This window comes from Aneurinibacillus tyrosinisolvens (genome assembly GCF_001015055.1).
GTDB lineage: Bacteria > Bacillota > Bacilli > Aneurinibacillales > Aneurinibacillaceae > Aneurinibacillus_A > Aneurinibacillus_A tyrosinisolvens.
This window is the reverse complement of record NZ_BBWZ01000003.1, coordinates 160,642-180,071: the sequence shown is the minus strand read 5'-3', so window position 1 is coordinate 180,071 and position 19,430 is coordinate 160,642. Positions and strand designations below refer to the sequence as shown.

The following is a 19,430-nucleotide window of genomic DNA, read 5'->3' as shown; positions in this document are numbered from 1 at the left end:
TTCTCTGCAAGCTTTTCCAAATAGTGTTTGCAAAGAAAAGAGGCTGCACTCATCGCGGAGTACAGCCTCAAACCGGTGCCGGTTTAAGAACACCAGCACGCTATTCTTTATTATTTAACAATGTTAATATGGATCGGTTTTTGGACGTCGCTCACCTTCACGATAACGGAAGGATACGTAATCGCCTGTGCGTACATTTTGTCCGGTTCCGGATTTATATACTTAACAGTGACAATGACTTCTTTATCCGTTTCTGTTACATTTACCGGCTCAACCCGGTAGCCCAGGTTAGGTGATTGTCCGCGGGATATGAGGACATACGATTCGCTGCCGTCCTGCATAACGCCCTTAAACTCGGTTTGGCGGTGTGTGTCATACCATTGCTTAACTTTTTCCGGCAAATTGGCCTTGTCTTTAAATTGCAGCGGAGCAATCGTTTCAAATGGCACTGGTTTGCCCTGGCCTGTGCTGGCATCTGGCATGGCAGCAACGCTTCCTTTCTGGGTAAAGGATGTATAGGCATAGCTTATCCCACTTCCGCAAACAAGAACAGTAATCAAGCTAATGATAAGTGTTTTCCATGTTTTTTTATTCATAATGCCACTTCCTTCGTGTTAGTTTTACTTACGAACAGGCAGACGAGAGAAGTCGACAGATATTTTTTTGTATTAGAATTATATCATAAGATCATTTTTAAAAAATAGCAATAGCAATACCTGGCTTCTGTAAACAGACAAAAGGAATATCTTTTTTACGATACCCCTTTCGCTCCGCTCTTATTTATCCCGTTTTGTAACTAACTCGTGAAACCATCTGATGTCCTTTGTGTCCAGCGCGATATCGATAAGCGCATTGTAGTCTTCCTTATACAATTCAAGGTTGCTTATTTGTTCGGCTAAATCAAGCGGAACTCTGAAGTGCCCTCCGCGTACCAGGGATTGTTTTAACGGCTCATTGGTCACTGGAACAAAAACAGTGATCATCATGTTCCCTTCGTTTATGTCCTTTACATATCCATTTAGATGGATCACTTTCCCATTTTCTTTATATGGAAATTGCACCCAGTCTCCCACATTGAAACATTCCATACCCTCCCATCACCTCACAATTTATTTCGTTCGGTGCCATGTCTTCTTATTACTATGGTAATCAAGTGAGGCTCCATTGTTTACTCACAAACGTAAAATGCAGAGAAAATGGGTAGTTATTCCATAGCAGAAAGCCTATATACCATTGCATACGCCCAAATACTCCAGTACAATCCACTTATGGATAAAGAAGAACGAAAGGAATGCTTACGATGATTATGAACGAAAAGATAAAAGCGTCCGAAGTGGAGCTGAAGGGAGTAAACGGAGAGGACCTCGGCATTGTTTCTCTTAAAGAGGCGCTTCGCATGGCCAAACAATTAAAGGTTGACCTTGTATGTACATCCTTATCATCCAGCCCTCCTCCGTGTGAACTTGTCGATTACAAAAAAGCAAAGGAAGCAATCACGAAGGAGAAGCAGCAAAAGCTGAAAAAAGAAAAAGGGCCGAAGGTGAAGGAAATCAGGCTGAGTGCATCGATTGAAGTCCATGATTACGAAACGAAGCTAAGACAGGCAGAGAAAATTTTGCGCTCAGGCGATCAGGTTGAGTTTATCGTCCGGCTTCAAAAAGGGAATGAAGCAGCGCGGGCTTCGGAACTCCTGAAACGTATGGCCGGCGATCTAAAAAACTGCGGCAGGCAGGATAAAGGAATCCGGGTGAGCGGAAAACAGGCGGCCATGTCCATGGTACCGCTCGAAATATAGTATAATGGAAAAAACATAATAAGGGGGAGGGACGCATGGAGGAGAAAAAATTTGTCCGTCGTCTTATTCTTATGCTGGTATTTATCCTGCTCGCTTTTATGGCCATTCTCATGTTTTTTTACAAGCCGAATGTGCAAGATCACAGCAAAAAACAGGCATCCTTTTATAGGGTGCCTGTTTTTCGTTTCTCCTGGTGCGCTGGTGCAATCCGTAATTTTTTCATAATGCTCCAGAACTGCTCGTCCGTTGTATCGCAGCCAATCGCAGTATGTAAGGCAAGGAAAGCAATCATCTCATATTCAGAATGCTCAATATTCTCGCTAATGACTTCATATTGCCCTGAACTTTCGTTCCACTTCTTCAGGGAAAGAAATTCGTACCGCTGGGCGATATCGTTTCTCCGTGAATGAAGTAAATATTTTGCGGGTTTTCGAGCTATCTGGTACTCAACGTAGATATCCATGTAATCTCTAGTGTGCCGGGCGATAGCAGCCCTTTTAAAATCAACGATCATGGTACCCTCTCCTGTTGTATGATTTCTTTTCTTTCTATTACCCATCTTAAGAAATATATACGCAGGAAACGGGTGATTCATTTTTAATCCCTGGTTGTTTTAAAACGGCGGCTCATCGTCGCTTGCGTGAAAGGGGGCTGAAGCCCTCATGTGGCTCTTTGCCTTGATTTTTTCCAAAACCGAGTCGAGCTGGTCCGGCCGAAGCAATTCAACAGGTGAAACTCCCTTCTCGAATTGGAACATATCGCCCTCAATGAGAATGACGTAGCGATCCGCCATTTTCGCAATGTGGATATTTTCGCCGAAATCCGCAAGCAGTGCTTTGACTGACACATGGTCAAGCTTTAGTTTCATTTCCAAATCCGGCTTCTGTTCTACGAGGTAGCTGGTAGCTTCCCTCACCTGTTCAGCAGACCATTTCTGCTGCAGCTCGCGCTTCTCGCTGGCTGCCCATAGCTCAACGTCCTGTTCTTCCTGCTTTCGCTCTTCGCTTTCCTTCTCATAGCTTTCTTCGATATACTGGTGGACCATTTCGAATACCTGCGTATTCACAATCTCAGGAATCGATTTCTCATATCCGACAAACTTGAGGAAATCCTCAAAGTAACGGGCATGGGAAGATTGGTGGATTTTCAGCTCCCACTCCTCGATCATCCCCTCTTCCGGCATATACGGGTATTGGATCGATTTCATGTTCTTAGCGTTAATCGCCATTTCCACCTGGCGAATCATGTTTCTTTCATCGGAAATGGAAGCAATTTTCTGCTCAAAGTCACATTTCAGCACAAAAACAAACGGTTCATCGAAATACTTCGTCAGCTTAGCCGAAGCCACAAGCAGGACACCACCGCGGATGGCGCTTGTATCCATGTACGCCCGTACGAGTTCGTTGCTGTGCTTATGAAACTCATCCTTCGTTTGCGCGTTACGGATCCGGGAAAACATGTTGTAGTCAGGATTGCTGTCCACGTCATATCCCGGCTCGACGATAAAGCGGCCGATTTTCGTGGGAACCTGCTCGGACTTCGGGTTTCTTTCGACCTTTCGCTTTGCGATTCGTGTAAACTCTCCATCAAGAAAATCTTTAAGTTCACTTGCTTCGTATTCTGTGTCGTCAACTGTTTGGTAATGTTTAAAAGCCTTTTCTGCCTGTTCGCCCTGTCCATCGACGCGCACAACAAAAAAGGAAAGAAACTGTATTGTAAAATCCATTGTTCTCTCCCGTATGTTTAAATTATGTTTCTCTCTTTACGATAAACGATTTTACTGCCAAAGAAAACTACCGCTGTACGTTTTGGGCGAGAATTTTTCCTTCCAGAGGGCGAAGGGACAGCCTTAGTATTCCGCCAGCCACTTTTACTTCCCGCTCGTTATCAAGCACGTCATACAGCCGTTCAATCCCCCACGCACCGCAATCTACCGTAACGGTGCATTCTTTGACCAGGTCCCGGTTAAAAAGAAGAAGCGCCGTATTGTCCTGTTTCGGCCGGCCAAACCGATCGCAGCCGTCTGTAATGCTTCGCACATAGCCGTATACATTGTTCTCCAATGCGAAAGAAAACCATTCCCCCGTACCCAGCACATCATAGCGGTTTCGCAGCCCGATGACAGTGCGGTACCAGGCAAGGAGGTCATTGTTTTCGCAGCCCCATGGATAAGGCCCCCGGTTCATCGGGTCATCCCCTCCCGTCATCCCCGCTTCATCGCCATAATACACACATGGAACACCGGGAAACGTCATTTGCCATAGCGTTAGCAGCTTTAACCTCTTGAGAGGGATGGCTTCTTTTTCCTCTGCAGGGAAATCCAGTGGGATGGCCTCCGCCAGTGCACTCAGTACGCGGGGCACATCATGGCTGCCAATGAGATTCATAAGGCTGTAGAAATGATGGGGGGATAATTCTCATACAAACTCATAAGCGCAGCGTGTGCCGCTCCCGCATCGCAGTGTCCGAGCACAAAATCGAGCGCAATGCGGCGGAACGGATAGTTCATGACAGAATCAAGCTCATCCCCCAGTAAATAGCCGCGCCGCTCACCGTAGCTGATTTTATTGGAGGCATCCTCCCACACTTCCCCGATCAGGATCGAGTTCTCGTCCTGCTGTTTCATAACGGCACGGAATTGTTGAATGAATGAATCCGGCAGTTCGTCAGCCACGTCAAGGCGCCAACCTTTCGCTCCAAGACGCTGCCAGTGCTTCAGCACACTGTCCTCACCATGAATAATAAAATCGCGGTAAGAAGGTTCCTCCTCATTTACATTTGGAAGCACATCGACCCCCCACCAGCAATCGTATTCATTCGGATACGATTTGAAACAATACCATTTATAATAAGGCGAATCTTTCGACTGGTACGCTCCAACAGCGGGATAGCTGCCCTCCTTGTTGAAATACAGGCTGTCACTGCCTGTGTGGCTGAACACTCCGTCTAAAATAATGGAAATGCCAAATGTCTCCGCTTCCCGGCACAATTCCTGGAAGAGCGCGTTGCTGCCGAACATCGGATCAACCTGGTGGTAATCTGCCGTATCGTATTTGTGGCTGCTCGGGGCCTCAAAAATCGGATTCAAATAAATAACGTTAACGCCTAAGCTTTGCAGGTACGGCAGCTTCTTCTTCACGCCGTACAGATTTCCTCCATAAAAGTCCCAGCGTATCACCCGGTTTGTTTTCGGATCGCGAATATACAGGGGAGTATTGTTCCACTGCCCGTGGAGGAGGCATTCCTTTTTAGGCTGCAGCACCGCGCCATCTTCGCAGCCATTATAGAAACGGTCAACAAAAATCTGGTACATTACGCTTTCCTTAAACCAGGAAGGGGTTGCCGCGCCATGCCGGTATACCGTGATCTGGTAGGGGGGTGGAACCCGGTGCGAGATATCTCCTCTTCCGCCATATTCACTACTGTTGTTGCCATAATAAAAGGTGTGCCCGTCTTTTTGGCAAAGGAAATAGTACCACAGCCATCCGGGCTCCACAGGAGCAGAAATAACCGCCTCAAACATCGTTTTTCCATCCGTGCTCCACACCGGCTGCATCTGAATGTCCTGCATTTGTGCTCCGTCTTTCCCGATTCGAAGCAGAACAACCTCCGGCGCTTCCGGCTCCCGCACTTGAAGGCGAAGGGTGACGGACTGTCCGGCAGGTACCGCGCCGAATGGATTTCTGAACCGGGTATCATAAGAATCATGAACCATCCACTGTTCGTTCACCGAACTCACCCTCCTTCCCGGGGATCAACTTATTGTCACCGGATGTATATTCCAGATGTGTTCTGCATACTCCGAAACGGTCCGATCGCTTGAGAATTTTCCGGAGTGCGCGATGTTTATAATGCTCATCTCATACCACCTTTTCTTATTGCGGTATGCATCGTCCACCATCTGGTGCGCTCTGGCATACGATGAGAAGTCCTTTAAAACAAAAAACTCATCATTGTTCGTAAGCAGAGAGTAATAAATATCGTTGAACTGAACACCATCATCGGAGAAGAAACCATTGACGAGCTGATCGAGCACGGTTTTTATGCGCAGGTCACGGTTGTAAATGTCTTTCGCACGGTACCCGCCGCCCGCATAGCAGGACAGCGCTTCCTCTACCGTTAAGCCAAAAATAAAGATATTGTTGTCCCCGACTTCCCGGTGGATTTCCACGTTGGCTCCGTCCAGCGTTCCAAGCGTAATGGCTCCGTTCATCATAAATTTCATGTTTCCGGTGCCGGAAGCCTCTTTGCTGGCAGCAGAAATCTGCTCACTTATATCTGCCGCCGGAATAATCTTTTCGGCGAGGGATACGCGGTAGTTTTCGAGAAACACGATTTTTAATTTCCCCTGGATCGTCTTATCCCGGTTTACCTTTGCCGCAACGGTATTAATTAATTTAATTACGCTTTTTGCCAGGTGGTAGCCGGGCGCCGCCTTGGCACCGAAAATGAACGTGCGCGGCACGGTATCTAAATTCGGATTGGCGCGCAGCCGGTTGTACAGGTCCATAATATGCAATACATTTAAAATTTGCCGTTTGTACGCGTGGAGCCGCTTAACCTGCACGTCGAAAATCGACTGGGTGTCTACGAGAAGCCCACTTTTATCCTTAATCATACGAGCCAGATTTTCCTTATTCTGCTGTTTAATTTGCGCGGTCCGCTCCTGAAATGAGTTGTCGTTTGCCGCCTTTCGCAAATGAAGAAGCTCGGCCGGGTGCTGAATCCAGCGGTCTCCTATCGTTTCTGTTATAAGCCCAGCCAGGCGCGGATTCGTATTAAGCAGCCAGCGCCTGTGGGTAATCCCGTTCGTTTTATTGTTGAATTTATCCGGTGATAGTTCATAGAATTCCTTCATTTCCCTTGCCTTTAGAATTTCCGTATGAACCTCTGCCACCCCGTTCACACTGTGGCTGCCTGCAATCGCCAGGTGGGCCATCTTCACCTGCCCGTCAGCAAGGATCGCCATCTTGTGGATGCGTTCCCAATCGCCCGGGTACTTCTCCCACAGTTCCCGGCAGAAGCGTTCGTTTATTTCGTCCACAATCATGTAGATGCGCGGGAGCAGCGGCTTAAATATATCAACAGGCCACCTCTCAAGCGCTTCGCTTAGCGTTGTATGGTTCGTGTAGGATATCGTCTGGACGGTAATCTTCCAGGCTTCATCCCAGTCCATTCCCTCTTCATCCATCAAAATGCGCATCAGTTCCGGGATGGCCAGCGCCGGGTGTGTATCGTTGATATGAATCGCCACTTTACGGTGAAAATCCACCAATGTGTCCTCCAGCTTCCTATAGCTGCGGATAATGCTCTGCAGCCCGGCTGACACAAAAAAATACTGCTGTTTAAGCCGGAGAATCTTTCCTTCATGGTTGGAATCATCCGGGTACAGAAGCTCTGAAATCGATTCAACGGAACGTTTATATTCTAATATTTTATGATAATCGCGTTTATTTAACGTCTGGAAGTCAAAGTCGCGGATATTCGATTCCGCGCTCCATAGCCTCAAGGTGTTCACTGTTTTATTTTTATAGCCAATGACCGGCACGTCATATGGAACCGCCAGGACGGATTCATATTTTTCATGCAGAAAATACCACCGTCCGTTTTGCTCTTCCATCCGTACTTCTCCGCCGAAGCGTACCTCCACCGCCAGATTGGAGCGGCGTATTTCCCATATGTTCCCTTCCTTCAGCCAGTATTCCGGAAGTTCAACCTGATACCCGTCGACAATCTTTTGCTCAAACAAACCGTACTTATAGCGAATGCCGCAGCCGTGTCCCGGCAGATGCAGCGAGGCCAGGGAATCGAGGAAACAGGCAGCCAGCCGGCCAAGGCCCCCGTTTCCAAGCCCCGCATCGGGTTCCTGCGCTTCAATGTCATCGAGCCGAATCCCCAGTTCATGCAATCCTTCCTCACATACGCCCCGTACACCGAGATTCATAAGATTGCTTTCCATGAGCTTGCCGAGGAGAAATTCCATTGAGAAATAATACACCTGCTTTTCATGTTTCTCGAAATAGCATGTGTTTGTAGCCATCCAATTTTTATTGCTATACTCGCGTATCATATGTCCCAACGCTTGATATTTGTCAATATTGGTCGCTTCTTCTACCGTCTTTCCCTGCATGCTCTCTAATTTCTCAATAAATTCCTCTTTAAAAACTTCTTTACTGGAAAACATACGTCTTTCCTCCTCATGGTGTGAGCAAGCATTCATACAAAGCGCTGTACTGCTTTGCCGATTGTCTCCAGCTGGAATCCAATTTCCCCGCATTGTCTATCATCTTCTGCCATGACGGCGAACACCTGTAAGTGTGTACGGCACGCCCCACAGCCTCCAGCATTTCATGCGCATTATAATTGACAAAGGTAAACCCGGTTCCTTCCCCGGTTTCCTCGTTATACGGCTCAACGGTATCATACAGGCCGCCCGTCTCCCGGACGACCGGAATCGTTCCATACCGCATGGAGATAAGCTGGCCGATTCCGCACGGTTCAAATTTAGACGGCATCAGAAAGATGTCCGCCCCCGCATAGATTTTCCTTGCCAGTCCTTCGCTAAACGTTGTCTGCGCAGCTAGCTTCTCCGGATGCCGCCGCATGGCTTCCTTAAACAAACGCTCGTAGACTGGCTCCCCGGTGCCAAGAATGATGAACTGCACGTCCATCCCCAGCATTTCCTCCAGCACACAGGCAATCAGATCAATCCCCTTCTGCTCGACAAGCCGTGAGACGAGGGCAATGAGTGGTGTCCGTTCCTTTACCGGTAAGCCGGCTTGCTCCTGCAGGATCGCTTTATTCTTTTGTTTATAAGCCTCACACACAGGGCCCTTAAAAAAAACATGCGGGTCTGTCTCTGGATTGTACTCCTCATAATCGATTCCGTTCACGGTGCCGTGTAAGTGATCCCGGCGCTTGCACAGCACACCGTCCAGCCCTTCGCCATAGTGAGGCTGCTGAATCTCTTTCGCATATGTCGGGCTCACGGTCGTTAAGAAATCGGCATAGACAAGGCCGCCTTTCATAAAATTTACGCCCCCGTAAAATTCCACCTTATCCTGTGTGAAATACTCTTCTCCTAAACCAAGGATATCACCGAGAACGACCGGCGGGAAAATCCCCTGGTACTTCAGGTTATGTATGGTCAGCACGGTTCGCATCTGCTCGTAAAAGGGAAGAGTGCGATATTCAGCCTGTAAAAACAAAGGGACTAAAGCGGAATGCCAGTCATGGCAGTGAATAATATCAGGCTGAAACGAAAGAGCAGGCAGCGCTTCAAGGATGGCCCTGGAGAAGTAGGCGAACCGTTCCGCTTCATCATAAAAACCGTAAATTCCGTTTCTTTTAAAATAGTATTCATTATCAACAAAATAGTAGTGAATTCCATTATGCTGCATCTCTTCGATTCCACAATATTGCCGCCGCCATCCGAGCGGAACGATGAACTCCTTCGTTTTACGCATGCGGCTTTGGTACTCGGCCGGGATGTCCTCATATTTCGGGAGAATAACACGAACATCAAGCCCGTCGTTTTTTAATTCTTTTGGCAGGGAGCCGATGACATCAGCCAGGCCCCCGGTTTTCACGAACGGGACCGCCTCTGATGCGGCGAATAATATTTTCATCTGCTTCAACCTTTCCTTCTCCTCTATTATAGGACGGCCCTCTTCTCTATAACTGCAGGCTGTTCCCAGTCACCGAGCAGCATCTGCCCTGCGGTCAGCTTTGCATCTTTATCAAGAATCGTACAGCGCACGGCTGCGTTTTCCCCGATTTCACAGCGCTGCATCACAATGCTGTTTGCAATGTGTGCCCCTTTCTTTACTTTTACGCCGCGGAATAAAATGCTGTTTTCTACCGTTCCTTCTATTATGCAGCCGTTCGCGATGAGGGAATTCGCTACCCGGGCGCCGCTCGCATATTTAACCGGAGGCTCATCTTTTGCTTTTGTGTAAATCGGGTTGTGCTCGCAGAATAAGCTTTCCCATACTTCAGGGTGAAGCAGGTGTAAACTTTCATAATAATAATCATGGATGGTGTCAATGACCGCCGTATACCCGCGGTGCCTGTATCCATATACCTTCAGCTCATTCCAGTTTTTTACAATCCCGTCCCGGACAAAATTAAACCTGCCGCCCGCAACGCATGCTTCGATCATCGTTAGGAGAAGGGATTTTTCAATCACAAACATATCAAGTGACAACCCGTTTCCGCCCGTTCCGCCCGGGTGTTCCTCCATGTCTGCGATCCTTCCGTCCTCCTGCACACTCACTTCCCGCAGCGCGGGCGAATCCCCTACTTCCCTCTCCTTGTACACAACTGTGATATCCGCTCCGGTGCTCTGATGGTATTCAATGACCCGGCGGTAATCTATCTTGCAAACGACGCGGCTGCCGGCAATGAGGACGTATTTCTGGCTGCCGCGATGGAAATAGTCCAGGTGGCTTTGAAACGTATGGAGCTCACCCTTATACTCTCCCGCACTTGAGACGGAGGCGTAGGGAAGGATAAATAATCCACCGCGCTTTCTATCCAGCCCCCATTCCCGCCCGCTTCCCAGGTGATCCATGAGGGAACGATATTTACGGCCGGTAAACACTGCGACATCTTCTATCCCTGAGTTGACCATATTGGATAACACGACGTCGATGAGCCGGTACCTGCCGGCAAACGGAATGGATGCGGTGCAGCGAAACCGGGTCAGCTCCTGCAGCCTGTCTGCCTCATTGCAAAGACTAATAACTCCCATCACATCTTTCACGCTTGTTCCGCCCCTCCCCCGTTTCTTCATTGCGAACCGGCTGCCCTTTCCGTCGAGACCGGTATGTGCCTGACAAGCCCGCGTTCACCAATCACCGTGATCTCACAGTTCGTTCCTATGCTGCCGCCAATGGTACATCCGTCCTCAATCACGGTGCCTTCCCCGACAATCGCTTTATAAATGCTCACATTCCTGCCGATTTTTACACCCGGCATAATGACGGAATCGTGAATCACGCTCCCTGGCCCGACCGAAACGCCGGAAAACAAGAGGGAGTGGTTAATTTCGCCATATATTGAACAGCCGCCGTTAATCAACGAGCGGTTCACCGCAGCTTCCGGGGCAATGTACTGGGGGGGCAGGTTCCCGGCTGAGGAATAAATCCGCCAGTCCTTATCATATAAATCAAGCGGCGGTTCATCTGCCAGCAAATCCATATTAGCTTCCCACAGGCTCTCTATCGTCCCGACGTCTCGCCAGTAGCCTTGAAAAGGATAGGCGATCATTTTACTCCCTTCCTGGAGCATAGCAGGAATAATGTTCTTGCCAAAGTCATGGCTCGATACTTCGTCCCCTGCATCGTCCATCAGGTGCCTTTTCAGCGTATCCCACGTAAAAATATAGATGCCCATGGAAGCCAGGTTGCTGTCCGGATATTCCGGTTTTTCGGCAAAATCCGTAATCCTGCATTGCTTATCAACACTCATGATGCCGAACCGGTTTGCTTCCCGCCACGGCACTTCGATGACTCCGATGGTCGCTTCCGCCTTCTTCTCCACATGGTATTGCAGCATCGCCGTATAATTCATTTTGTAGATATGATCGCCGGAAATAATGAGGACGTATTTAGGATGATACTGCTCAACAAAATGTATATTTTGATAGATTGCATGGGCTGTGCCCTTATACCACCGGCTTTCCCCCTGCTTAACAAAAGGGGGAAGAAGGGTAACGCCGCCGCTCTGGCGGTCTAGCTCCCACGCACTGCCTATCCCGACATACGAGTGTAAAACGAGGGGCTCATACTGCGTTAATATACCTACCGTATCGATTCCGGAATTGCTGCAATTGCTTAGCGCAAAGTCGATAATTCGGTACTTTCCACCAAATGGAATGGCCGGTTTTGCCATGTTTTTTGTTAATGGGCCAAGCCGTTTCCCTTCCCCTCCGGCAAGGAGCATCGCTATGCATTCTTTTCGTTTCATCCTTTACCTTCTTTCTATTCGTACTTTTTCATCTTAAAAAAGACGCAAGCTAAAGGAGGAACTTTAATCGCCATGCTTAAAGACTGGTTGTGCCACGGAATGTCTTCCGCCTCAATTTCGGGTTCATTTACCTGACCGGAACCGCCATACTCTTCCCTATCGCTGTTAAACCATTCACAATAGGTGCCCGGCCGGGGCACGCCAATCCGATACTGCTCGTAGACTACCGGGGTGAAGTTGCAAACAACGACGATAAATTCACCTTCGGCCACGCCCTTCCTCATAAAGGTAACAATGCTCTGGCTGTAATCGTGCGGATCGATCCATTCAAATCCCTCCGGCTCATGGTCCTTCGCCCATAATGCCGCTTCTTCTTGATATATATGATTCAATTCCTTTACATAATCCTGCAATTTTTGATGCATGTCATAGTCGAGCACATTCCATGTAAGCTGCCCGGCCTCGTTCCATTCATCAAACTGGCCGAATTCACCGCCCATAAAAAGCAGCTTTTTCCCCGGATGCGCGGCCATATAGGCATACAGCACCCTGAGACCGGCGAATTTTCTCCAGTAGTCACCCGGCATTTTGCTGATGAGCGACTTCTTTCCGTGAACCACTTCATCGTGGGACAGCGGGAGGACAAAATTCTCCGAGAAGGCGTAATAAAAGGAGAACGTGAGCAATTCATGGTGCCATTTGCGGTGAATCGGGTCCATTTCGGTATACCGAAGCATATCGTTCATCCAGCCCATGTTCCATTTATAGTTAAATCCGAGGCCGCCCAGATACACAGGGGCGCTCACGAGCGGCCATGCGGTAGATTCCTCGGCCATCATTAAGGCATCCGGATACAATCTGAATATCGTTTCATTAAGTTTTCTTAAAAAGTCTATCGCTTCGAGATTCTCTCTGCCGCCATGCCTGTTCGGCGTCCACTCCCCTTCCCGTTTCCCGAAATCAAGGTAGAGCATGCTGGCGACCGCGTCGACGCGCAGGCCGTCAATATGGTAGACGTCAAACCAGAACAGCGCGCTGGAAATGAGAAAGCTCTGCACCTCAGGCTTGCCAAGGTCAAACGCAAGGGTACCCCATTCTCCCGTGTCTGCTCGTTTTCCGTCTTTATACTCATAAAGCGGGGTGCCATCGAACATCCGCAGACCATGGTTGTCCTTGCAGAAGTGGCCGGGAACCCAGTCCATAATGATACCGATCCCGTGTTGGTGGCAGCAATCGACGAAGTACATAAAATCTTCCGGTTTTCCGTAGCGGCTTGTTGCTGAGAAATACCCTGTCGTCTGGTAGCCCCACGAACCGTCGAGCGGATGCTCCGTAAGCGGCAGCACTTCGATATGCGTAAATCCCATTTCTAGTACATATTCGATAAGCTCATCCGCCAGCTCGCGATACGTATAGAAAGCTCCGTCTGCTTTTCGCTTCCAGCTTCCCAGGTGCACTTCGTAAATGTTTACGGGTTTATGTAGCCATGACTGTTTGCCTCTGCTTCGCATCCAGTCCCCATCGTGCCATGTATACGTGTCCAGCGCTGCGATGACGGAAGCGGTCCCGGGTCTCACTTCCGAATAAAAGGCATACGGATCCGCTTTTAGAAAAACGTCCCCCTGCCGTGTATGAATTTCATACTTATACAAATCGCCGTCCTGAAGCGCGGGGATGAAGAGCGACCATATTCCAGGCTTTCTGGTCTGTTTCATTTCGTGGGCTTCCCCGCTCCAGGCGTTAAAGTCGCCGAGAACCCGTATTTTCTGGGCATTTGGGGCCCAAACTGAAAAGGCGATCCCTTTTGCCCCGGAGCACTCGGCCACATGTGCCCCAAGCGTTTGATAGCTGCAATATATATCCTGTTTCTCCATGCTCTCTCCCTTTCCGTAACAGTAATACATATGCATTCGACGCACTGGTTATGGCATCCTGCAACGAAAAAAGGAGGGAACAAAATAAAGGAGAAGGCACGTTTCCGCGCCTTCTCCTTTATTTTGTAAATGTAAATTTCTTGTTTCTAAACGCATCCGCCACGTCGTTTAACATGGCTGTAACGGAAGTGACTTCGACTTCATTGCCGTTCTTATCCTTCTCGTACAGTGTTTCGGAAGGCATAAACGCCGCATACATGTAGCCGTTTTTCTGTCCGAGCGGCATGTATAATGAATCTGCATATTCCTTCCAAACGGTAAGCGGAATGAGGGCAATCTCAACGAGTGGATAGTTATGCTTCTTCTCCGTAAAAGCGACTGCTTTAAAGCCGTCGTAGTTTTTCGCAACTTCTTCTACTTTATAATTCTGTCCCCAGGAAGCGGGGATCGGAAAGGTAAAGCCATATTTGTGGTTCGTATACACCGCGTTATGTACCGATGCGGCTGCAGTTTTTACGATTGGCTTCGCCGCGGGCTTTGCCGCCTGCTTGCCTTCAGTGTCTTTGAGAGGAACGATGCTGAACATACATATAAGTGCGACAAGCAAAAAAATTGCTTTTCTCCCCTGTTTCCTCATTGCTTTTCATCTCCTTGTAATTGACCTGCTCCTTATATATATATACCGGACAAGCCTCTTTCAAACCGATTCTACCTAATTTAAACGAAAAAAAGTTTGAAAAAGTTGCAAAGAAGAAAGGTTCAGCATCCGCTGCTCTACTGATGATTCTGAAAGAATTGTTCATAGATTGCCCTGACCGCTTTTTCTGTGTCTTCCGCTTTCACCCCGAACATCATGCTTACTTCTGACGAGCCCTGGTTGATCATTTCGATATTGACGCTCGCTCTGGCGAGAGCCGTGGCCGCCCGGGCCGTCGTGCCGACATTGTGGCGCATTCCTTCCCCTACAATCATAATCATGGAAAGGTTCCGCTCGATGACGATATTATCGGCAGCAAGTTCCCGCTTAATCCGGTCTACAATTCGCGTCTCCACTTCCGGAGTCAGCCGGCTGTCGCGCAAAATAATGGAAATATCATCGATGCCTGATGGTGTATGCTCATAAGAAAGCTCTTCTTCTTCCAAAATTTGCAGCAGCCTGCGGCCGAATCCGATTTCCCGGTTCATCAAATACTTGCTCACATAAATGCTGCAAAAGCCGCTGTCACTTGCAATTCCGACCACCGGGTTGCCGTTGCCTTTCCGCTCGAACACAATCATGGTTCCTGGCGCGGCGGGATTGTTCGTGTTTTTAATGCAAACCGGGATGCCCGCACGGAACGCCGGGATTAGCGCTTCATCATGAAAAACAGAGAATCCCGCGTACGAAAGTTCCCGCATCTCACGGTACGTAAGCTCGCGAATTTCCTGCGGGTTTTGTACCATATTCGGGTTCGCGGCGAATACCGAGTCAACGTCCGTAAAATTCTCGTATAGCTCCGCCTCAACGGCCGCTGCAAGGATGGAGCCGGTAATATCCGATCCCCCGCGTGAAAATGTCACGATGTCCCCCGCCGGCGAGAAGCCAAAAAAACCCGGGAAGACGAGAATCCCGCTGCGCTCCCGCAAATCGTGCAGGTTCGCGTACGATTCAGGAAGAACCTGTGCGTTCCCATGTTCGTCACTTACGAGTAAACCGGCCTCTTTCGGATTGACATAGTGTGCTTCTACCCCTCTTGATTGTAAAAAACGGGCAACGATTTTCGCACTGTTATCCTCCCCGGCCGCCTTAATCCCATCCATTACCTTTTCGGCGCTGCTGGCGTCACCGGTAAGGCGGCTCCGTAAATCGGCCTCGATGACCTGAACGATATCTGCCTCCAGCTCCAATCCCGCGGCAATTTCCCGATACCGGCTTATTACCGCCTCAAGCTCCACCTCTGCTTCTCCATTCATAAGGTACCGCTCCGCCAGGGCGATGAGCAGATCTGTTACTTTCGTATCCTGTTTATGCCGTTTCCCCGGTGCGGACACGACAACAATCTTGCGTGCGTCATCCGCAAGAACGATGCTGCAAACCTTTTTTATTTGTTCGGCACTTGCCAGAGATGTACCGCCGAATTTTGCTACCTTCATGCTGAATTCCCCACTTCCTCTGTTTCTCTCTCTCTCATACTTGTTCTAACGAATTCTCTGATGATTCCTACTATACCTGCTTTTAATAAAAAAATAAATAAATTGTATGATCCAAAAGCCTGATCTTAGTCTCTTTCTACCTCTCCCACTTGTTTGCGGCTCGAAATGAATTCTCCTTTAAGCGCTTGTCCTGCCAATTGATCTGCTTCCCTGTTTTCTCCCCGTGAAACAGGCCGGTACAGGGGTGTAATTCGCAGTTCTTCCATCTTATCCTCGATTCGATCAAGCCAGCGGTTCTCCTTGTCCTCATATGCCGGCCAATCCCCGCTTAATTGATTGAGGACGACCTGCGAATCCCCGATGAATTCTACCTGCTGGCTGCGGACGCCAAGGTCCTCCAGTTCCCGCAGCAGCAGCCAGAAGGCAGCGTATTCCGCCTCATTATTTGATTCGATATATTGCATCGCTTCATTTTTCCGGATACGGAACGGCTTCCCGTTTTGCTTGAAATAAATGACGACACCAAGACCGGCAGCCTGCAGCTCGCGGTGGTACCCGCCATCGAAGTAAGCGGCAATATTGTGGGGTTCTGTCTCGATTTCCTTGAGCAGCTTTTCCATTTCTTTTTTCGTCCAGCGGCTTCCTTTGTCATCAACAAACTCCAATGTATGCACGCGTCCGGTCTTTTCGATATCTTTCGAAAATAAGAGCGCCTCTTCAGCCGGCATCATTTCGGATGAAAAAGTCGTTGTTTTTTTTGTAGCATTTGAACGGTATACCCACTCTATCCCTACGTCCATATGTACCACCTTCCATGAACATTATTTGTCTTGGATTTGCAAAAATCCCGCCATAATGGCGGGATACTTTTTCATACAGCTTATTTCACATGGCGGAAGTACTGCTGGCGGGCCGTCAGATAATTCTTATATATTTCAGACAGTTCTTCAAGGACATCCCACGTCAGGATTTCATCCGCGCGGTCGTCAACGATGACCATTCCTTTGTCTGACAGGGACATAATCGAATACTTCGCTTCATTACCGGCCTGGCGATACTGCTCGCGGTTTTCCTGGAAGCCTGCTGCATTCACGAATTGATCCTCCGTTCCAGGCACAGGCAGAAGGTATACATCTTCCGCCATAAAAACCGCGATCGGCTGCTCGTTTTGATCAAGAACATCTTTCAGGATTACGGGATCCGTACCCGGTGCCTGCTCTACTTCCCAGTCTCCGAACGATTCCTTTAACTGGCTTTCAAATGCTGTATTGTACTTATCACGAAGCATATCCTTAAGGATTTCCTGAACTTCCTCAGCTTCCTCACGGGTTCTGAAATAAATTTCGTTGCCGTTCTCTATAATTCCGCCGTGCTTTAAGGCAAGGTCCCGATAGCTCGTTCCAAGAACCTTCTCGATGCTGTCATTCCGCAGCAGGCCTTCTTTTGTATTTATCGATATTAAATAGTACGTTACCTCTCGTAAAGAATCGATATACCTGTTTACTTTTACCGTTATGTCCATTCCAAACCCTCCTAAAACAAGCTGCCTACTGTAAACATACCAAACAAACTCAAATTGAATTTTACCATTTTAAAGCCCCTTCTTACAAATAAGAATTTTATTCCCCCTTCTCAAGCATTCTTTTCAATCCCTCCAATTTTGCAAACCCTTCCGTATTTCTTACTGGTTTCATTTTATGTTTTTTGCTGCAAACGTCGCACAAATACCCTGCGGCCTCTTCCTTCGCCGTTCCATTTTTTTCATCATCCTGTCCATGATATATCGCAAAAACAGGCACAGCGATCGCTCTCCCGCATTCCATGCAATCCGTATTATTTTCGATATGCATCTGGTTTTCTCCTTCATATAAAGATAGAAACCCGCCAACGATGCAGGCAGGTTTCGTTCTTGCTTAGTATGTGTTTACTTTGCGATTTGACCACTCTTCAACGTCCCAAACATTCGTAACCCAGTCCTCATAGAAATCAGGTTCGTGGCAGACGAGCAGAATCGTTCCTTTGTATTCTTTCAAGGCCCGCTTCAATTCGGCTTTCGCTACGACATCGAGGTGGTTTGTCGGCTCATCGAACAGAATCCAGTTGCTTTCCCACATCATGAGCTTGCACAGGCGCACCTTCGCCTGCTCTCCACCACTGAGCATGTTTAGCGGACGGTTGATGTGCTCGTTCTTCAGGCCGCACCGCGCCAGAGCACCGCGTACTTCGTGCTGGTTCATGGACGGGAATGCATTCCATACATCATCGATTGCCGTCACATTCCCGGCTTTCACTTCCTGTTCGAAATAAGCCGGATAGAGGAAATCGCCGAGGTATGTCGAACCGCTGAACGGCTGGATGCTGCCCATAATCGTCTTTAGCAGTGTCGATTTCCCGACGCCGTTGCATCCAACGATCGCAATTTTTTCACCGCGCTCAATGGCCATATTCATCTTCGGCAGAAGCGCGGAGGTGTACCCAATCTCCAGGTCCTTCGCTTCAAAAATCGTTTTCCCGCTGGCGCGCGCTTCTTTAAATGCAAACGTCGCTCCGGAGCCGTTTCCGGCCGGTCAATACGCTCCATGCGGTCCAGTTGTTTCTGCCGGCTTTTCGCCCGGCCGGACGTTGAGTACCTCGCCTTGTTGCGCTGAATAAAATCTTCCGTCTTCTTGATTTGCTCCTGCTGCTTTTCATAGGCGCTGATATGCTGGTTTTTGTTCATGTCCGCCATCTGTAGGAATTTCTCGTAGTTGGCGCTATAACGCGTCAATTTGGCAAATTCAAGGTGGTAAATGACGTTTACAACATCGTTCATAAAATCCGTGTCATGTGAGATTAAAATAAAGGCAAAAGGATATTCCTTCAAATAGCCGGTAAGCCACTGAATGTGCTCGACATCCAAATAGTTCGTCGGCTCGTCAAGCAGCAGAACAGTTGGCTTCTCAAGGAGAAGCTTGGCCAGAAGCACTTTCGTGCGCTGTCCGCCGCTCAGTGAAGCGACATCGCGGTCAAGCCCGATGGCATCAAGGCCGAGTCCGTTCGCCATCTCCTCTACTTTTACGTCAAGCAGGTAAAAGCCGCTTGCATCGAGCTGGTCCTGAATGTCGCCCATTTCTTCCAGCAGCTTCTCCAGCTCTTCCGGTGTCGCCTCCGCCATTTTCTCGGAAATGACCATCAGTTCTTTCTCAAGCTCAAGCAGGGGAAGGAACGCGTCCTTCAGCACTTCACGAATCGTTTTCCCGGGGGTGAGCACCGTATGTTGGTCAAGGTACCCGTACCGCACGCGCGGCGTCCACTCTACCTTCCCGGTGTCACGCACCAGCTGGCCTGTTAATATATTCATCAGCGTCGATTTTCCGACACCGTTCGCACCGACTAAACCGACATGCTCTCCCGCAAGCAGGCGGAAGGAAGCATCCTTAAAGAGGGTGCGATCACCAAAACTATGACTTAATTCTTCAACTGTCAAAAGGCTCATAAAGCTCGTAATTCCTCCTGTATTGCGTTTCTTTCTTTCATCATACTCGATTGGCGAAAAGAAATAAACAGCCCTGATCATAAAAAACCGGGCTGTTTTCCTGTTTTTCTATGGAAAAAGCATTTCCTTCATCTGGCGTCTTTTTACTTTTCTTCTGTACCATCACGGTCGGGTGTAAAAATAT

General features: G+C 48.5%; 17 protein-coding genes and 1 pseudogene. 1 reads left to right on the top strand and 17 read right to left on the bottom strand.

Annotated elements, in window-relative coordinates; all coding sequences use genetic code 11:
* Positions 1 to 110: 110 nt before the first annotated feature.
* On the bottom strand, positions 111 to 596 hold the full coding sequence (locus tag MBEAL2_RS28880) for a protease complex subunit PrcB family protein (protein ID WP_052947465.1): 486 nt from the start codon (positions 594 to 596) through the stop codon (positions 111 to 113).
* 180 nt (positions 597 to 776) lie between these two features.
* Positions 777 to 1,088 (bottom strand): hypothetical protein, encoded by a 312-nt coding sequence (locus MBEAL2_RS04385; RefSeq protein WP_047151094.1) that lies wholly within the window; start codon positions 1,086 to 1,088, stop codon positions 777 to 779.
* A gap of 212 nt (positions 1,089 to 1,300) precedes the next feature.
* On the opposite strand from MBEAL2_RS04385, the gene infC reads away from it, so the two are divergent.
* Positions 1,301 to 1,795 carry a translation initiation factor IF-3 gene (gene infC, locus MBEAL2_RS04380; RefSeq protein WP_047151209.1) on the top strand — a complete coding sequence of 165 codons (495 nt, stop codon included), beginning with the start codon at positions 1,301 to 1,303 and terminating at the stop codon, positions 1,793 to 1,795.
* Between the two features lie 163 nt (positions 1,796 to 1,958).
* Here infC and MBEAL2_RS04375 read toward each other — a convergent pair whose 3' ends face one another.
* The 15 genes and pseudogenes from MBEAL2_RS04375 to MBEAL2_RS04310 form a co-directional block, all read right to left on the bottom strand.
* On the bottom strand, positions 1,959 to 2,309 hold the full coding sequence (locus tag MBEAL2_RS04375) for a hypothetical protein (RefSeq protein ID WP_047151093.1): 351 nt from the start codon (positions 2,307 to 2,309) through the stop codon (positions 1,959 to 1,961).
* Between the two features lie 99 nt (positions 2,310 to 2,408).
* Positions 2,409 to 3,521, bottom strand: coding sequence for a DUF3900 domain-containing protein (locus MBEAL2_RS04370; RefSeq protein ID WP_047151092.1), 1,113 nt, complete (start codon positions 3,519 to 3,521; stop codon positions 2,409 to 2,411).
* 67 nt (positions 3,522 to 3,588) lie between these two features.
* Positions 3,589 to 4,182 (bottom strand): alpha-amylase family glycosyl hydrolase, encoded by a 594-nt coding sequence (locus tag MBEAL2_RS33485; protein ID WP_439644823.1) that lies wholly within the window; start codon positions 4,180 to 4,182, stop codon positions 3,589 to 3,591.
* A complete protein-coding gene (locus tag MBEAL2_RS33480) occupies positions 4,179 to 5,525 on the bottom strand; it encodes a glycoside hydrolase family 13 protein (protein ID WP_201780801.1) in 1,347 nt (448 codons plus the stop codon). Before MBEAL2_RS33480 ends, MBEAL2_RS33485 begins: the two co-directional genes overlap by 4 nt.
* A gap of 24 nt (positions 5,526 to 5,549) precedes the next feature.
* A complete protein-coding gene (locus MBEAL2_RS04360) occupies positions 5,550 to 7,979 on the bottom strand; it encodes a glycogen/starch/alpha-glucan phosphorylase (protein ID WP_047151091.1) in 2,430 nt (809 codons plus the stop codon).
* A 13-nt stretch (positions 7,980 to 7,992) separates the two neighbouring features.
* The gene (gene glgA / locus MBEAL2_RS04355) at positions 7,993 to 9,423 is read right to left on the bottom strand and encodes a glycogen synthase GlgA (RefSeq protein ID WP_047151208.1); all 1,431 of its coding nucleotides are present in this window, start codon (positions 9,421 to 9,423) and stop codon (positions 7,993 to 7,995) included.
* Positions 9,424 to 9,449: 26 nt separating this feature from the next.
* Entirely contained in the window at positions 9,450 to 10,559 is a 1,110-nt protein-coding gene (gene glgD, locus MBEAL2_RS04350; RefSeq protein ID WP_047151090.1) for a glucose-1-phosphate adenylyltransferase subunit GlgD, read from the bottom strand.
* A 26-nt stretch (positions 10,560 to 10,585) separates the two neighbouring features.
* Complete coding sequence (locus MBEAL2_RS04345) at positions 10,586 to 11,764, bottom strand: glucose-1-phosphate adenylyltransferase (RefSeq protein ID WP_047151089.1); 1,179 nt, start codon at positions 11,762 to 11,764, stop codon at positions 10,586 to 10,588.
* Between the two features lie 14 nt (positions 11,765 to 11,778).
* A complete protein-coding gene (glgB, locus tag MBEAL2_RS04340; RefSeq protein WP_152667693.1) occupies positions 11,779 to 13,638 on the bottom strand; it encodes a 1,4-alpha-glucan branching protein GlgB in 1,860 nt (619 codons plus the stop codon).
* A gap of 118 nt (positions 13,639 to 13,756) precedes the next feature.
* Positions 13,757 to 14,275: a hypothetical protein gene (locus MBEAL2_RS04335; protein WP_047151088.1), complete on the bottom strand. Its 519-nt coding sequence runs from the start codon at positions 14,273 to 14,275 to the stop codon at positions 13,757 to 13,759.
* Between the two features lie 137 nt (positions 14,276 to 14,412).
* Positions 14,413 to 15,771, bottom strand: a complete 1,359-nt coding sequence (locus MBEAL2_RS04330) for an aspartate kinase (RefSeq protein ID WP_047151087.1) — start codon at positions 15,769 to 15,771, stop codon at positions 14,413 to 14,415.
* A 125-nt stretch (positions 15,772 to 15,896) separates the two neighbouring features.
* On the bottom strand, positions 15,897 to 16,571 hold the full coding sequence (locus MBEAL2_RS04325) for a DUF771 domain-containing protein (protein WP_047151086.1): 675 nt from the start codon (positions 16,569 to 16,571) through the stop codon (positions 15,897 to 15,899).
* An 80-nt stretch (positions 16,572 to 16,651) separates the two neighbouring features.
* Positions 16,652 to 17,293 carry a hypothetical protein gene (locus tag MBEAL2_RS04320; RefSeq protein WP_047151085.1) on the bottom strand — a complete coding sequence of 214 codons (642 nt, stop codon included), beginning with the start codon at positions 17,291 to 17,293 and terminating at the stop codon, positions 16,652 to 16,654.
* Positions 17,294 to 17,390: 97 nt separating this feature from the next.
* Complete coding sequence (locus MBEAL2_RS04315; RefSeq protein ID WP_047151084.1) at positions 17,391 to 17,621, bottom strand: hypothetical protein; 231 nt, start codon at positions 17,619 to 17,621, stop codon at positions 17,391 to 17,393.
* A 63-nt stretch (positions 17,622 to 17,684) separates the two neighbouring features.
* Positions 17,685 to 19,246: pseudogene (locus MBEAL2_RS04310) on the bottom strand (ABC-F family ATP-binding cassette domain-containing protein).
* Between the last annotated feature and the right edge of the window lie 184 nt (positions 19,247 to 19,430).

Bases quoted from the DNA above. Each gene is read 5' to 3' on its own strand.
- MBEAL2_RS28880 (WP_052947465.1), bottom strand. From the start codon at position 596: ATGAATAAAAAAACATGGAAAACACTTATCATTAGCTTGATTACTGTT.
- MBEAL2_RS04385 (WP_047151094.1), bottom strand. From the start codon at position 1,088: ATGGAATGTTTCAATGTGGGAGACTGGGTGCAATTTCCATATAAAGAA.
- infC (WP_047151209.1), top strand. From the start codon at position 1,301: ATGATTATGAACGAAAAGATAAAAGCGTCCGAAGTGGAGCTGAAGGGA.
- MBEAL2_RS04375 (WP_047151093.1), bottom strand. From the start codon at position 2,309: ATGATCGTTGATTTTAAAAGGGCTGCTATCGCCCGGCACACTAGAGAT.
- MBEAL2_RS04370 (WP_047151092.1), bottom strand. From the start codon at position 3,521: ATGGATTTTACAATACAGTTTCTTTCCTTTTTTGTTGTGCGCGTCGAT.
- MBEAL2_RS33485 (WP_439644823.1), bottom strand. From the start codon at position 4,182: ATGAATCTCATTGGCAGCCATGATGTGCCCCGCGTACTGAGTGCACTG.
- MBEAL2_RS04360 (WP_047151091.1), bottom strand. From the start codon at position 7,979: ATGTTTTCCAGTAAAGAAGTTTTTAAAGAGGAATTTATTGAGAAATTA.
- glgA (WP_047151208.1), bottom strand. From the start codon at position 9,423: ATGAAAATATTATTCGCCGCATCAGAGGCGGTCCCGTTCGTGAAAACC.
- MBEAL2_RS04345 (WP_047151089.1), bottom strand. From the start codon at position 11,764: ATGAAACGAAAAGAATGCATAGCGATGCTCCTTGCCGGAGGGGAAGGG.
- glgB (WP_152667693.1), bottom strand. From the start codon at position 13,638: ATGGAGAAACAGGATATATATTGCAGCTATCAAACGCTTGGGGCACAT.
- MBEAL2_RS04335 (WP_047151088.1), bottom strand. From the start codon at position 14,275: ATGAGGAAACAGGGGAGAAAAGCAATTTTTTTGCTTGTCGCACTTATA.
- MBEAL2_RS04330 (WP_047151087.1), bottom strand. From the start codon at position 15,771: ATGAAGGTAGCAAAATTCGGCGGTACATCTCTGGCAAGTGCCGAACAA.
- MBEAL2_RS04325 (WP_047151086.1), bottom strand. From the start codon at position 16,571: ATGGACGTAGGGATAGAGTGGGTATACCGTTCAAATGCTACAAAAAAA.
- MBEAL2_RS04320 (WP_047151085.1), bottom strand. From the start codon at position 17,293: ATGGACATAACGGTAAAAGTAAACAGGTATATCGATTCTTTACGAGAG.
- MBEAL2_RS04315 (WP_047151084.1), bottom strand. From the start codon at position 17,621: ATGCATATCGAAAATAATACGGATTGCATGGAATGCGGGAGAGCGATC.